This is a genomic window from Acidobacteriota bacterium (assembly GCA_018268895.1).
Taxonomy (GTDB): Bacteria; Acidobacteriota; Terriglobia; order Terriglobales; family Acidobacteriaceae; genus Edaphobacter.
This window is the reverse complement of sequence record JAFDVP010000007.1, coordinates 229,334-243,166: the sequence shown is the minus strand read 5'-3', so window position 1 is coordinate 243,166 and position 13,833 is coordinate 229,334. Positions and strand designations below refer to the sequence as shown.

Sequence of the window (13,833 nt, the reverse complement as noted above, 5' to 3'; positions counted from 1 at the left end):
GTCCCCACGCGCTTCTTTTTCCGTGGTCGTGCTGAGCAGTAACCGACACAGTTATTTGCGGAGAGAGGATGTTTGAGCGGTGGGTGCGCGCCTGCGCGCGCGCGATCACGATCAGGGAGACGGTTCCCGCCTTGGGCGCAATGAAACTGCGCCGAAGATGGGGCACCCGGCTGCTGCTCGCGCTGATTCTTGCCTTTGCAGTATCGAGTGTCTCCGCGCAGGCTCCTGTGGAGGGCACGATTCGCGGTACTGCCTCCAACCGGGCTGCTGCCGCGGTCGCAGGCGCAGTGGTAGAGGCCAGCGACGAAGGCCGCGGTCTGCGATTCTCAACGAACTGCGATGAGCGGGGCAGTTTTGTGCTGGCGCATCTTCCGGCGGGCGAGTATGCCGTGAGGATTGCTGCGCCGGGATTTGCCACGCTCACGCTCGACCGCGTCGCCGTAGAGGCGGGCGGCGTGAGCGAGCTTGCGCTGCGGTTGCAGGTCGCTGGTGCGCGCGAGGTCGTGGCGGTCACCGATGATGCCGAGACTGGTGTTACAGAGATCGAGGAGACGGCGGAGAGCGCCATCTCAGATGTCGTCGGCGCGAAGGAGATCGACACGTTGCCGATCAATGGCCGCCGATGGCAGAGCTTCGCCCTGCTCGCGCCTGCGGCGAACGCCGGCGGCATGGATGCGAACACCGCGCTGGTCAGCTTTCGCGGGCTGGCCGTTACCCAGAACAGCACGTCCATCGATGGCCTCGACAGCGACAATGGCTTTCATGCCGTGGCGCGGGGAGCCGGAGGCTCCGACGACGGCGACACGATCTCTGCCGCGCAGAGCGAGACAGGCATTGAAGGAGGCGGAGCGCGCAGGAACGCAGCCTCGTGGCGGAGGTCGGGCGCGGCGTATACGTTCTCGCAGGAGGCTGTGCGCGAGTTTCGCGTGAGCACGCAGAACTACTCGGCGATGTATGGGCATGGCGCGGGCGGCGCAATCGCGACGATCTCGAAGAGCGGGACCAACGTGCTGCACGGCTCCGGTTTTTACATGGCGCGGACGAGCGTGTGGAATGCGGCGAATCCGTTTGCCATTGCGACGAGCTATCGCGACGGCACGGTCACCGCAGCCTATGTGAAGCCGCCAGACCTGCGACAGCAGTTTGGAGGGACCGTCGGCGGTGCGGCGGTGCGCAACAGACTCTTCTACTTCTATGCGTTTGACCAGCAGCGTCGCGGCTTCGAGGGCATCTCGGCTCCGGGAGACCCGAACTTCTATGCGCTCACGGTGACGCAGCGAGCGCTGCTCGCAAATCGCGGTGCCACTCCAGCGAATGTAAACGCCGCATTGAACTACCTGAACAGCCTGACAGGCCGCGTGCAGAGACGCGACGATCAGACAATCAATTTCATCAAGCTCGACTGGCAGGCGACGTCGAAGAACCGCGTGAGCGCGCAGTACAACCGCCTGCGCTCGGCAGTGCCTGCGGGGCTGCGTGGAGCACCGGTGGTCGACCGCGGTGTCGCCAGCTTTGGCAGCGGATACACGAAGGTGGATGCCGCATCGGCAAGGTGGCTGTGGGCCGCATCGCCGCGCTTTGCCAACGAGGTCCGCGTAGCTTATGCGCGCGACTTCCAGTTCGAGCAGGCGCAGATCCCGCTGCCGCAGGAGCCTGCGATCGGACTCGGCGGCCTCTCGCCGCAGATCTCGATCGGTCCCAACGGCTTCTCCTTCGGAACGCCGGCGGGCGTGGGACGAAGAGCGTACCCCGAGGAACGCCGCGCGCAGTTTGCCGATATCGCCACGCTCGCGGCAGGCCGCCATTTTTTGCAGGCGGGCTTCGATCTCAGCGCCGTACACGATCAGGTGAGCGCGCTCGACAACACGGTCGGCACGTTTCGCTACGACAGCAGTGCAACCAACGGTCACGCAGGTGGGCTGGTCGACTGGATCACGGACTACACGTTCAACGTCCGCGCGTATCCCAACGGAGGCTGCCCTTCGATCAATGCGGCTGCGCACCGGTTCTGCTTTCAGTCATACACGCAGAGCTTTGGCGAGCAAGCTGCTTCGTGGTCGACCATGGACCTCGCGGGGTTTGTGCAGGAGCGCTGGAGACCGCGCGCGAATCTCTCCATCGATGCCGGCGTGCGGTACGAGTATGAGCTGCTCCCGTTGCCGCAGCGCCCCAACGCCGCGCTGGATGCGGTCTTCGGCAGCATCGGCGCGACCAGTGTCTTCCCCGAAGACCGCAACAACCTTGGCCCGCGCATCGGTGCAGCGTGGGCCCCTTTCGGCGCGGGTCGCGGCGTCGTGCGCATCGGTTACGGCGTCTACTACGGCCGCGTGCCCGGAGCGACGGTGAGGAGCGCGCTGGTGAACACCGCTCTCGCTGCATCAGCGACAAGCGTGCGCATCACGCCGAGCACAATTACGAACTGCCCGCAGGTGGCGAACCAGGGATTCGGCTACGTGTGCGCCTATGTTGCGGCGCCACCGGCAGCGGTCGCGGCGACGACCTCGGCGACGGTCTTCAGCAGAAGATTTCGCACTCCGATGGTGCAGCAGGGGTCGGTTGCCGTGGAGCGTGGTGTGGGTGCGAACGTTGTGCTGAGCGCGACGTACCTGCTGAACATCGACCGCCAGCTTCCCGGCGCGGTCGATATCAACATCGCACCGTCGTCGGAGACAAAGTTGTTTCAACTGCAAGGCGGCGCAGCCTCGACAGGGGTTCGCGATGGCGACACCTTTGTGCTGCCCGTATATTCGTCGCGCGTGAGCAACAGCTTCGGGCCCGTGACGGCGGTGACCTCGAACGTAAGCGCAAGTTATAACGCGCTGGTGCTTGAGGCGCAACGGCGCAGCAGGAGAGGCCTCGAGTTTCGCGCCGCGTGGACATGGTCGAAGGCGATCGACAACGGACAAAGCGCCGGTGCCGTGCCGGGACTCAACGCGCAGCTCGACCCGTTCACGGTGCGATACGACAGAGGTTTGTCGCGCCTGAACTTTCCGCACAAGGTTGTGTTGAGCGCGGTGTGGCAGCCGCGGCTTAAGACCAGCGAGCAGTGGTTGTCGCGCGCAACGAATGGCTGGACGCTGTCGGGTATCTTTTACGAGACAAGCGGAAGGCCGTACAGCTATGAGATCTTCGGCGGCGTACGGCTGAACGGTGGGCGAGAGAGTATCAACGGCGCTGGTGGAGCGGTGTACCTACCGACTGTGGGCCGCAACACGCTGCGGTTGCCGGACACATCGCGGCTGGAGCTTCGCGTTGCCCGCTCCGTGCGGCTTGCGGAGCGCGTGCGCATTCGCGGAGTAGTGGATGCGTTCAATCTCTTCAATCGCGTCAACTACACGGGAGTGCAGCAGAGGGCGTTTCTTGTAGGCACGCCCGCAGCGGGTGTCACGCCGCTCATCTATCAAGACGCAACGGCAGTCGCAGCCGAGGGGCTGAACGTGCGTCCGTTTGGAACGTATACAGAGGCAGGTACCAGCCAGGCCCGCGAGCGCCAGTTGCAGATGAGCCTGCGGCTTGATTTTTGAATGGATCGAATACCGCTATCTGTTGATGCTACGTGGGATGTATTTTTCTTGAACGCTTCAAGCCTCGAATGGAGCTATCTCCGGCGTCCAAATTACATACACTACGAGTGTGCGCCGGCGATGCGCGCGATTTGGGCCGGGCCTCTTACAGTGATCCGTAAGGAGAAAAGCATCGGATGGTTGAAGCGCAGAAGGTGGAGCAGAGGGGCCAGGCGGTAAAGCGGTTCCGGTCGTTATTCGACATGCACAACATCGCGTTCGGTTCGCCGGAGAACCTGGGCGGCGTCCTGCTGAGCCTGCACGAAGACCGGCACTTCGCCATGGACTTCTGGTCGGTGGTCAATGCGCTGAGTTCGCAGGAGACGAACGCTCCAAGCGAAGACGAGGTGCTGGAGACGGTCGTCGAGAGCGCGACCGGAAGCACAAGCGTGGCGCTGCCAAAAGATGAGCAGCCCGGCGTGCATGAACTGCGGCAGATGCTGGGCGGCGTCGATACGGCGCGTCCGGAGCTGCTGCCGGACGCGATCAGCAGGCCGAGCGATGCGTTGCTGCAACCATTGCCGCCTGGGAACGCAGCCAGCACAAGCGACTCTGGCGCAAGAAGCGTTCATGCGACGCGGCGGTCGATCGGAGACGCGCTCGCGAAGCTCGAGCAGACCAGCAGAGAGCTGCGGGAGCAGCTTGCCGAGCTGGACGTGCAAGCCGTCCAGGAAGCCCTCCCCTTCGCGGCTTCAACCGCGGCTGAAACTCGCATGGCCGAATCCATCGATCCATCGAGACATGTCGATCTGGTGATGGAGCAGGAACAATCCTTCCCTCAAAGGGTAGTGGGAACTCCGTCAGCACAGGTTGCGGTTCCTCCGCTCGTTCCTCTGGTCGTTGAGAGGATCGAAGCTCCGCGCGCAGCATCGGTCGAGCCTGTCATTGCGCCGGCGGCTGCCGCGCCGGTACTCCCGCCTGCGCCTGTTGCGCCGGGGCCCGTGCCCGCCGCTTCCGTGGAGAGGGAGGTCTTCGCGCCGAGGTCGGTGCGCGAGCTCTCGCATCGCGGTCTTGCTCTGCCTGATCCCGAGGACGATCCGTCGATCGTCGCACCGCTCTCCGGATATGCCGCGCAGCAGAGCGGCGGCTCCGCTGCGCGCTATGTTATTGCCGCAGTCGTCATTGCCGCCGTAGCCGCGGGTGGATTCTACGGCAGCCGCACGCAGGCAGGGCACACGATGCTTGCATCGGCGGGCGCGTCAATCCGCGCGACATATATCAAGGCAAAAGATGCACTCGGTCAGGCGAAGACGAACGCGCCGGTAGAGACCGCGCCGGAGCAGAGCGCGGTAGAGACTGCCCCCGCGACTCCTGCGCCTGCTCCGATAACGCCCGCACCGGCACTCCAGTCTGATACAAGTGCAACGGCGGACGCGCAGAACGCTCAAACACCACCGCCACCACAGGAGGCCGCTGTTGCCAAGGAGCCGCCTGCCCCTGTTGCATCGAAACCTGCCGTCAAGGTGCCGAAGCCTGTTGCTGCGCCCCCTGTCCACAAGGAGAAGGCTGAGCCCGCGGCGAAGAAGCATTCCGACGAAGCGGCGATCGCAGCCTCTGTCGCTGCAAAGGCTTTGGAGCGCCAGCACGCTGAAGAGGCCGCCAGCGCATCGCTCGAGCGCGTGCCCGCGGCCATCATGGCGAGAAATCTTCTCGCATCGCGCGTGCCTGCCTATCCTGAAGCTGCGCGCACCCAGCAGATTGAAGGTCCCGTCGAGCTTCAGGTGGTCGTGACGCCCTCAGGCGCCGTGAAGTATGCCCACGCGGTCAGCGGCGATCGTCACCTGCGAGCGGCCGCAGAGGATGCCGTGTCGAAGTGGCGCTACCGCCCTTACATCGAAAACGGCAGCGCAGTTGAGATCGTCACTACCGTCCGCGTCGACTTCCGCCTGCCTCAATAGAATTTCACGCCGGGGGCCACCGGCCGGCTGATGTATCCTCGCTGCATTGAGGTTTGCGCGTTCTCGCGCTGTGAGGCATATGGACGTCCTGAATACATTTCTGCTGGTGCTTCTCTTCATCGTCGGCGTCATCGTCCTGGTTGCGGTGCTCAAGACGCTGTTCACCGTGCGCACCTACACGGCGGGCGTGGTCGAACGCTTCGGCAAGTTCAACCGCATCGTGCGGCCCGGCCTGCATGTGCTGATTCCCTTCGCCGAGCGCGCCTTCATCGTCGACCTTCAGGTGAAGCAGGCGCAGTTCTCCGTCGAGACCAAGACGCATGACAACGTCTTCGTGCAGATTCCGGTGAGCGTGCAATACCAGGTGCTCGAAGACCGCATCTTCGATGCGTTCTACAAGTTATCAGCCCCGCAGAAGCAGATTGAGAGCTTCGTCTTCAACTCGATCCTCGGACACGTCCCCAAGCTCACGCTCGACGAGACCTTCGAGCAGCAGTCCGGCATCTCGGTCGCCGTGAAGACGGAGCTCGACTCGATCATGTCCGGCTTCGGCTTCAACATTCTTACCGCGCTGGTGACTGACATCATCCCCGACGTGAAGGTGAAGACGGCGATGAACGACATCAACGCCGCCCAGCGCGCGCAGGTCGCGGCACAGGCGCGCGGCGAGGCCGACAAGATCCTTAAGGTGAAGCAGGCCGAGGCTGAAGCCGCGTCGAAGGCGCTGCAAGGGCAGGGCATCGCTGCCGAGCGGCAGGCGATCATCGACGGGCTCAGGGCCTCGATCGAGCACTTCCGCGACGCCGTGCCGGGAACGACCGCCGAAGACGTGATGGCGCTGGTGATGGTGACGCAGTACTTCGACACGCTGAAGGAGGTCGGCGCGCGGGCCGGGAGCAACACGCTGTTTCTGCCCAGCAATCCCGGCGCGGCGAACGACTACCTGACGCAGATCCTCGCCGGGTTGCGCGGAGCGGCAGTGGCGCCACCTGCACGCGCGCAGCAGGTCCCGGCTCCACCATCGAGCTAAGCTGTGGGGGTAACCCTAACTTCAACAGCAGGCTTTGTGACAGCAACTCGAACGTTGCCGGGCTTTTTGCTTTATACGAGCGTCTGCGCAAGCCGCTCGAGCAGAGGCTGCTGGCCTTTGAAGATGCGGTCGCTGGCGTTGACGAGGGTGAACCAGGCGCCGCGGTCGACCTCAGGGATGGTGAGGGCGCGGCCGGTGCGTGGCGGCCACTCGATGGTGCAGGTGTTGGAGACGAGGCTGCCGGGGTCGCAGTCGCCCTCAAAGGCCCAGGCGCGGACGAGCTTGCCGTTAGGCTGCGTGATGGTGCCGAGGTCGATGTAAGGGTGTGGGGCGGCGGGAGCGATGAAGCCGGTCTCTTCGGCGAACTCGCGGATGGCGGCGGCGAGTGGTTCTTCGTCGCCGGTGTACTCGCCTTTGGGGATGGTCCACGCGGCGAGGTCCTTCTTCGCCCAGAGGGGCCCGCCGGGGTGCACGAGGAAGACCTCGAGCGTGGGAGTGCGGCGGTACATCATGAGGCCTGCGGATTGCCTGGGTAGTGGCAGCGATCTTCTCCTACGTTTGATCTGACTTGTTAGTGCCTTCTTGAGCAAACAATCTATACGTTCCCTTTGGTTGTCATCCTGAGCGGAGCGCAGCGGAGTCGAAGGACCTGCATTTTCTTCCTGAACTGTTGCCGGAGAAGGCAAAATACAGGTCCTTCGACTCGCCTTCGGCTCGCTCAGGGTGACAACTTTATGGGGTAAACCCTTTCTCCTATTTCTTCTCCCGTGAAGCCAGGATCGATTCGCGGTCATAGCTCTCCCACTTCCATGGGGTGACGGTATCTCCGAAGATGCCTTCGAGCAGCGGCTGGAAGGCGAGCTCGCCGTTGTCGGAGTTGGTGAGGATGATCATGCAGTCCTTGTGTCTGGTGAAGCAGATCACGTAGTTCTGCGCGCCGTCGCCGTGTCCTTCTTTGAAGAAGGCGGGGCCGAACTTCGTTTTGGTGAGCAGACCCCAGCCCAGGCCGTAGGCGAGGCCGACGGCAGGCGCTTCGGTTCCCTTTGGTTCGTCGAAGGTCGGGAACTGGCGCTCGGTGTCGATCTGGATGACGGGCGTGAGCATGGTCTTGAAGCTCTCGGGTTTGAGCAGCGCCGGTGTGGCGGGCGCGTCGTTGTTATTCTGCGCCGCCATGCCCGTAAGGTCGCGCGTGATGCGCAGCGCGGTGCCGGTCTTCGGTTTGCTGAAGAGGTTGGTGACGAAGATGGCGAGATCGTTGGCCGTGGTGACGAGCGATCCGGCGGCGCGGGCGTGGTCGCGCTGCGTGTGCGAGATGAACTTCTCGTTCATGTCGTAGCGGTCGGCGGCCGCGTAGTTGAAGACGGTGTTGTTCCAGACCATGAAGCTGCGCGTCATGTTGAGTGGGTCGAAGATCGCTGTCTTCATCAGGTATTCGAGGGGCTTCTGCATGATCTGCTCAATGGCGAGCTGGAGCAGGTTGAGTCCTTCGCCGGAGTAGGCGTAACCCGTGCCGGGAGCGAAGTGCAGGTGCATCTTCTTGTCGGGCTCGACCATAGCGAAGTTGGCGAGGCCCGAGCTGTGCGAGAGCAGCATGCGCGGCGTGACGGTGGCGAAGCGCGGGTCGCGGACGAGCTCCGATGCCGAGTCCTTGTAGGCGGGATAGGTGTCCAGCGGTCGCGGCAGAAGCTGCGCGAGAGGCGTGTCGAGGTTGATGACGCCCTGCTCGGCTAGCTGCATCACGTAGGTGGCGAAGACGGGCTTGGTGATGGAGGCGGCCCAGGTGGGAGTCTCGGGTGTCATGCGCAGGCGGCGATCAAGGTCGGCATATCCGTAGGCGGAGATCCAGGCAAGCTGGCCGTCGTTGACGATGGCGATCTGCGCTCCGGTGATGTGGTTTTCGCTGAGCACGCGGCGGGCGAGAGCGTCGGCCTCGGGGATGGAGATCTTCGAGCCGTCGATGCGGCGGATGGTGGGTCCGGCGGCGTGGGCGGCGGTGGCGGCGGTGAGCAGAAGCGCGGCGGCGAGGGTTCGCATGGCTTTGAAGTAGCATACGTCGTCTTTGGCGAATTGTTCATGGTGGGATAGGTTCGCGCTTTGCGCGAATGAACCCACGTCTGGCGATGAGGCCCAGCTATGGGGCACCCGGCTGGTGGCTTTTCCCGAGAGATTGAGAGGCGTCAATGAAGGCGTCTCTGCTAATCTTCGACTCGCATAGGAAGATTTCCTCTCGTGCACATGGTTCAAGTGTCTTCGAGAGAGCGAAAGAGAGACCTGCATTATGCCCTGCGCACCTGAAGAGTTGAGACATGTTCCGCTGTTTGAGCTGCTGGATGAGGAAGAGCTTGCCGTGCTTGCCGCGCAGGTCGACATCAAGCACTTCGCGGCGCGGCAAAGGATATTCAAGATCGGCGATCCGGGAAGCCGTGCCTACATCATGATGTCGGGTAAGGTGCGCGTGACGACGGTGGACGAAGACCAGCAGGAGGTGCTGATCGAAGAGCCTCCGCATGGCGGGTTCTTCGGTTTTGCGTCGATGCTGGATGGGACGCCGCACCAGTCGGCCGCAATGGCGATGGAGGAGGCGGTGTGCCTGGAGCTGGACCGCCACGACATCGCCGAGCTGCTGAAGCGCAAGCCGATGGCGGGGCTCGACATGCTGACGGTACTGGGGCGGCAGTTTCATGCTTCGCAGAAGCTGATTCAGTTGCGCGCGAACCGCAACGCGAACGTGATGATCGATGAAGACGCGAGCTTTGGCGAGCGCATCGCCGACACCGTGGCGCGGTTTGGAGGCTCCTGGAATTTCATCCTGTCGTTCCTCGGGGTGTTGATCGTCTACACGAGCATCAACATCTTCGCGAAGAAGCATACGTGGGACCCGTACCCATTTATTCTGCTGAACCTGTTCCTGTCGATGCTGGCAGCGATCCAGGCCCCAGTGATCATGATGAGCCAGAACCGCCAGGACACGAAGGACCGTCTCCGCAGCGAGCTTGACTTCGACGTAAATCGCCGGGCGGAGGCCGAGATTCAGGCGTTGTCGTCGAAGCTGAACCTGATCGTGGACAAGATTGCGGATGTGGAGGACATGGTTCGCGCCGCGCGATAAGTTCTGTTCCTCCCACCTTTCACGATGAGGCCATGAAGGACGGGGTACCCGGCAGTCTATTCGATACCCCAAAAAATCCGAACGGAGTTCCCCTTCATGCGTCTGTCACGGTAGAAGAACACTTATGGCATCGTTCGAGGAAAGCCTGGTCTTGTTGTCGTCCCTTCAGAGCGCCGAGTCGGAGATCGACCTGGCCGCTCTCGTCGAGACGCACTCCGCGCTGCTCTTCCGCGTCGCCTACTCGCTGCTTCACTCCCACGACGATGCAGAAGACGTCGTGCAGGACACCTTCCTCCGCGTCCTCCAGCGCCCCGCCGCTCTGCCTGCCATCCGCGACCAGCGCACCTGGCTCGTCCGCATCGCCTGGAACCTCGCGCTCGACCGCCTCCGCCGCCGCAAGTCGCGCCCCGCCGGCTCTGAGTTCGTCGACTCCCTCATCGCCCCCGGTACACCAGCCGACCGCGCCCTCGAAGACGCACGCCACATGCAGACCGTCCTCCGCGAGATAGAACGCCTCCCCGCGCTCGAACGCCAGGTCCTCCTGCTCTCCTCCCTCGAAGAACTCGAAACCGCAGAGATCGCCTCCATCACCGGCCGCTCCGAGGCCGCCGTGCGCTCCGTCCTCTTCCGCGCACGCACACGCCTCCGCGAACGGCTCGAGAAAGCAGGCTACCGATGAATCCAACTCAGAGCCCAGACCGAAACGACCATCAGATCGACTGCGTCCTCAACGCCCTCCGCGACGCCACGCCCCCCACCGGCATGGACCGCCGTATTCTCAACATTCTCGAAGCGCACTCCTTATCAAAGAGTGTCATTCCGAGCGAAGCGACGAAATCGCACAGCCGAGGAATCCCAGCATTTCGAAATGCTCGCACCGCCGCCCTCGTCCAATGGACAGCTGCAGCCATCGCCGCACTGGTCATCGCCGCCATCTTCACCTTCACCTCACACCGCCGCACAACTTCGCCAACGACAGCAACCACCACTCACACCACTCCCGCACCGGCACAACCCGTCACCACAATCATCCACACCACACCACACAGCACCACAACAGCACACGCAAATGTAAAGCTGACACAACCACAACCCGCTGAAGCAACAGAACCAGCCGAAGACGCACAGCTAAGCCACCCCGCCCCTCCCATCCCTATCACCGACCAGGAGCGCATCCTCCTTCGCTACACCAGCCACGGTCGCACCGAAGACCTCGCACAGATCAGCAACGAACATACTGCCGCTAAAGAACAGAAGGAAGCCGCAGATTTTCAGGCCTTCTTTACACCACCAGAGATTCTCACCGGAGAAAGTGAATGACACCCGCCCGCACACTTCGTCTGCTCGCAACTCTCGCCCTCGCCTCTACGTTCGCCGCTTCTGCGCAGACCCCAGAGTCGTCAGGCTCTCCGGCCGCCGCAGCACAGACAACGCCACCTCCTCCCACCGGCCAGCCTCACCCATATACAGGACCAATGTCCTACACGTCTGTACACATCTTTCATCTCTCCAGCACCACCACTCAGCAGATGCAGAATGAGATCCTCGTCAGTATCCGTAACATCGTCGATCCGCGCGTGAAGGTCACACTATCTCCTTCGAGCAACACTATCCTCATCGCCGGCCCCGACGACCAGATCGCCCTGGCCCAAAGGATCATTACCGAACTCGATAAACCATCCAAGACCTACCGCCTCACCTACACCCTCATCGACCTCGATGGCTCCAAACGCATCGGCGACCAGCACTACAGCATGGTCCTCGTCCCCGGCCAGCGTGCCGTCCTCAAGCAGGGCAACAAAGTCCCTATCTATACCGGCGCATATGTCGACAAAACCTCCACCACCAACCAGCAGGTCACCTACCTCGACGTGGGCATGGACTTTGAAGCCACCCTCGACGACTCCCTCAACTCTCTCCGGCTCAAGACCAAGGTCGGCCAGTCGAGCGTTCTCGAAGACCGTTCTGTCGCCGCCGCACTCCAGGACCCCGTCCTCCGCCAGTCTGTTTTCGAAGGCAGCGCCATCCTCACCCCCGGCAAGCCTCTCACCATCGGCTCCCTCGACATCTCCGGAACCACCCGCCGCATCGAGATCCAGGCCACCGTCGAACCCATCCCCTAACCAACACAGAAGCGGACATTCGAGCGAGGTCCGGGGTCGACGAACGGCCAGAGCAGCTTCGACAAACGGCCGTGAGAATCTTATTTCGGGGGAAACCTCTAACACCCACCAAAGTCCACTGGTAAATGCTGCTAAGCTTCTTCGCATGAGAGCCGGCAACTTCGACCCCCGCGTTGACGCCTACATCAACCGGTCCGCGACCTTCGCGCAGCCCATTCTCGAGCACCTCCGCGAGCTCGTCCACAGGACTGTTCCCGACATCGAAGAAAGCATCAAGTGGTCCATGCCCTTCTTTACCTACAAGGGACAGATGTTCGGTGGCATCGCAGCCTTCAAGGCGCACTGCGGCTTCGGCCTCTTCGGCGCCGCCATGCGTGAACAGCTCAAGAAAGATGGCTTCGACGGCGACGGCATGGGCTCGCTCGGCAAGCTCACCAGCGTCAAGGACCTCCCGCCCAACAAGGTGCTCATCGGCTACATCAAACAAGCCGCAGCCCTCATCGACGACGGCGCCAAAACCATGCAGCGCCCGCGCAAGGCCGCAAAGCCAGCCCCCGAGGTTCCCGCCGAACTTGCCGCCGCTCTAAAGAAGAACAAAGCCGCACAAAAAGTCTGGAGCGACTTCAGCCCCTCCTGTCAGCGCGAGTACACCGACTGGATCAGCGAAGCCAAACGTGTTGAGACCAAAGAGAAGCGCGTCGTCCAGGCCGTCGAGTGGATCGCCGAAGGCAAGCAGCGCAACTGGAAGTATCAGAACTGCTAAGCTCCTCAGCGATGCCGGTCGGTCGCATCTGATAGAAGCCGCTTCAAAACCACATCCATTGACCCTCCCTGCACGACGATGGAGAAGAGGACGACGGAGTACGTCGCCACCAGGATCCATGTGCGTCCATGGTCGTGCGGCACGGCGAGAGCGAGCGCCAGCGACAACCCGCCGCGCAGACCGCCCCAGCTCAGGATGCGGACCGAGCTTCGGTAGCCGCGCCGTGCAATCCGCAGAAGCGCGATCAATCCCGCGACCACTCCCAGCCGTACCAGCGTCACGGTGGCTACAGCCAGAGCCCCCGTCCGCAGAGGCACGCGCGAGAAGGGGATGGCGAGAATCTCGAAGCCGAGCAGGACAAACAGGATCGCGTTCTGGACCTCGTCGATCACCTCCCAGAAGGTGTCGATGCTCTGGTGCGCAATGGTAGTGTGCGGATGCGTGGCGTTGAAGCGGCGCAGCGCGATTCCCGCCGCGACCGCGGCCAGAGGCGCGGAGAGGTGCCAGCGGTCGGCCAGTGCGTAGCCTCCGGTGGCCAGCGCGATCGTCAGCAGAATCTCCACCTGGTAGGCGTCGGTCCAGCGCATCAGTTGCGAGGTCACCCAGGCGAGCGCAACGCCCAGCGCGAGTCCGCCACCGGCCTCGAGGGCCAGCAGGCCAAAGAAGTGAGCGGGCGTGGGTGCGGCGCCGCGCGAGGCGTCGAGCAGGGCAAGGAAGATGACCGCGCCTACGCCGTCGTTGAACAGCGACTCGCCGGCGAGCTGCGCCTGGATATTGCTGGGTACGCCAACACGCTTCAGCATCTCGAGCACGGCGATCGGGTCGGTTGGCGAGATCAGCGCGCCGAAGAGCAGGCACTCGATCCACGGAGCGGGCACGCCCACCAGCGGAAGCGCCCAGAAGAGGATGGCGGCGGTGGCGATGGTCGATGCCGCGGTGCCGCCGACCGAGAGCAGCGCGACGGCGGCGCTCTCCCTGCGCAGCGCGTCCAGGTCCAGCAGAAACGCCCCCGCGAACAGCAGCACCGAGAGCAGGCCGTGCAGGATGAGGTTCTCGAAGTCGATGGCGCCGACCAGCGAAGCGGCCCACACATTGAGGCCAGGATAGAAATGGCTCGCCGTCAGCAACGCCAGCGAGACAGCGACCGTCAGCAGCATGGTTCCGATGGTGAGCGGGAGCCTGAGCCAGCGACGGCTGATCCAGCCGAAAACTGCGGCGGTGGCGACCATCATGCTGAACAGTTCCAGTATCTTCATTGCTGGTTTCAGTGTAACGACAGGAGCGACCGCGGAGGTACATGGATGCACGCGGAGAAAGACTTTCTTCTTGATCGCGATTGGCTTTCAT

Annotated in this window: 11 protein-coding genes; 8 read left to right on the top strand and 3 right to left on the bottom strand. The window is 63.0% G+C overall.

The annotated features are described in order from the left end of the window. Window positions 1-140: 140 nt before the first annotated feature. The 3 genes from JSS95_08600 to JSS95_08590 all read left to right on the top strand — a co-directional run bounded on the left by JSS95_08600 (window position 141) and on the right by JSS95_08590 (window position 6,491). Complete coding sequence (locus JSS95_08600) at window positions 141-3,524, top strand: carboxypeptidase regulatory-like domain-containing protein (GenBank protein ID MBS1799870.1); 3,384 nt, start codon at window positions 141-143, stop codon at window positions 3,522-3,524. A gap of 176 nt (window positions 3,525-3,700) precedes the next feature. Then, window positions 3,701-5,461, top strand: coding sequence for an energy transducer TonB (locus tag JSS95_08595; GenBank protein MBS1799869.1), 1,761 nt, complete (start codon window positions 3,701-3,703; stop codon window positions 5,459-5,461). A gap of 79 nt (window positions 5,462-5,540) precedes the next feature. Beyond that, window positions 5,541-6,491, top strand: a complete 951-nt coding sequence (locus JSS95_08590) for an SPFH domain-containing protein (GenBank protein MBS1799868.1) — start codon at window positions 5,541-5,543, stop codon at window positions 6,489-6,491. A 71-nt stretch (window positions 6,492-6,562) separates the two neighbouring features. Here JSS95_08590 and JSS95_08585 read toward each other — a convergent pair whose 3' ends face one another. Beyond that, the gene (locus JSS95_08585; GenBank protein MBS1799867.1) at window positions 6,563-7,003 is read right to left on the bottom strand and encodes an NUDIX domain-containing protein; all 441 of its coding nucleotides are present in this window, start codon (window positions 7,001-7,003) and stop codon (window positions 6,563-6,565) included. 241 nt (window positions 7,004-7,244) lie between these two features. Further along, on the bottom strand, window positions 7,245-8,525 hold the full coding sequence (locus tag JSS95_08580) for a beta-lactamase family protein (protein ID MBS1799866.1): 1,281 nt from the start codon (window positions 8,523-8,525) through the stop codon (window positions 7,245-7,247). Window positions 8,526-8,769: 244 nt separating this feature from the next. Here JSS95_08580 and JSS95_08575 point away from each other — a divergent pair, with 244 nt between their 5' ends. The 5 genes from JSS95_08575 (at window position 8,770) to JSS95_08555 (ending at window position 12,486) form a co-directional block, all read left to right on the top strand. Next, window positions 8,770-9,600 carry a DUF1003 domain-containing protein gene (locus tag JSS95_08575; protein ID MBS1799865.1) on the top strand — a complete coding sequence of 277 codons (831 nt, stop codon included), beginning with the start codon at window positions 8,770-8,772 and terminating at the stop codon, window positions 9,598-9,600. 124 nt (window positions 9,601-9,724) lie between these two features. Continuing rightward, window positions 9,725-10,279 (top strand): RNA polymerase sigma factor, encoded by a 555-nt coding sequence (locus JSS95_08570; GenBank protein MBS1799864.1) that lies wholly within the window; start codon window positions 9,725-9,727, stop codon window positions 10,277-10,279. After that, the gene (locus JSS95_08565) at window positions 10,276-10,920 is read left to right on the top strand and encodes a hypothetical protein (protein MBS1799863.1); all 645 of its coding nucleotides are present in this window, start codon (window positions 10,276-10,278) and stop codon (window positions 10,918-10,920) included. The genes JSS95_08570 and JSS95_08565 overlap by 4 nt, the downstream gene beginning before the upstream one ends. Next, window positions 10,917-11,723 (top strand): hypothetical protein, encoded by an 807-nt coding sequence (locus tag JSS95_08560; protein ID MBS1799862.1) that lies wholly within the window; start codon window positions 10,917-10,919, stop codon window positions 11,721-11,723. Before JSS95_08565 ends, JSS95_08560 begins: the two co-directional genes overlap by 4 nt. Before the next feature lie 145 nt (window positions 11,724-11,868). Next, on the top strand, window positions 11,869-12,486 hold the full coding sequence (locus JSS95_08555) for a YdeI/OmpD-associated family protein (protein ID MBS1799861.1): 618 nt from the start codon (window positions 11,869-11,871) through the stop codon (window positions 12,484-12,486). Between the two features lie 5 nt (window positions 12,487-12,491). On the opposite strand, the gene JSS95_08550 is transcribed toward JSS95_08555, so the two are convergent. Next, the gene (locus JSS95_08550; protein MBS1799860.1) at window positions 12,492-13,742 is read right to left on the bottom strand and encodes a sodium:proton antiporter; all 1,251 of its coding nucleotides are present in this window, start codon (window positions 13,740-13,742) and stop codon (window positions 12,492-12,494) included. Window positions 13,743-13,833: the final 91 nt, after the last annotated feature.

Excerpts from the sequence above, each read along its gene's own strand:
- JSS95_08600 (MBS1799870.1), top strand. The coding sequence starts at position 141 with ATGAAACTGCGCCGAAGATGGGGCACCCGGCTGCTGCTCGCGCTGATT.
- JSS95_08595 (MBS1799869.1), top strand. The coding sequence starts at position 3,701 with ATGGTTGAAGCGCAGAAGGTGGAGCAGAGGGGCCAGGCGGTAAAGCGG.
- JSS95_08590 (MBS1799868.1), top strand. The coding sequence starts at position 5,541 with ATGGACGTCCTGAATACATTTCTGCTGGTGCTTCTCTTCATCGTCGGC.
- JSS95_08585 (MBS1799867.1), bottom strand. The coding sequence starts at position 7,003 with ATGATGTACCGCCGCACTCCCACGCTCGAGGTCTTCCTCGTGCACCCC.
- JSS95_08580 (MBS1799866.1), bottom strand. The coding sequence starts at position 8,525 with ATGCGAACCCTCGCCGCCGCGCTTCTGCTCACCGCCGCCACCGCCGCC.
- JSS95_08575 (MBS1799865.1), top strand. The coding sequence starts at position 8,770 with ATGCCCTGCGCACCTGAAGAGTTGAGACATGTTCCGCTGTTTGAGCTG.
- JSS95_08570 (MBS1799864.1), top strand. The coding sequence starts at position 9,725 with ATGGCATCGTTCGAGGAAAGCCTGGTCTTGTTGTCGTCCCTTCAGAGC.
- JSS95_08565 (MBS1799863.1), top strand. The coding sequence starts at position 10,276 with ATGAATCCAACTCAGAGCCCAGACCGAAACGACCATCAGATCGACTGC.
- JSS95_08560 (MBS1799862.1), top strand. The coding sequence starts at position 10,917 with ATGACACCCGCCCGCACACTTCGTCTGCTCGCAACTCTCGCCCTCGCC.
- JSS95_08555 (MBS1799861.1), top strand. The coding sequence starts at position 11,869 with ATGAGAGCCGGCAACTTCGACCCCCGCGTTGACGCCTACATCAACCGG.
- JSS95_08550 (MBS1799860.1), bottom strand. The coding sequence starts at position 13,742 with ATGAAGATACTGGAACTGTTCAGCATGATGGTCGCCACCGCCGCAGTT.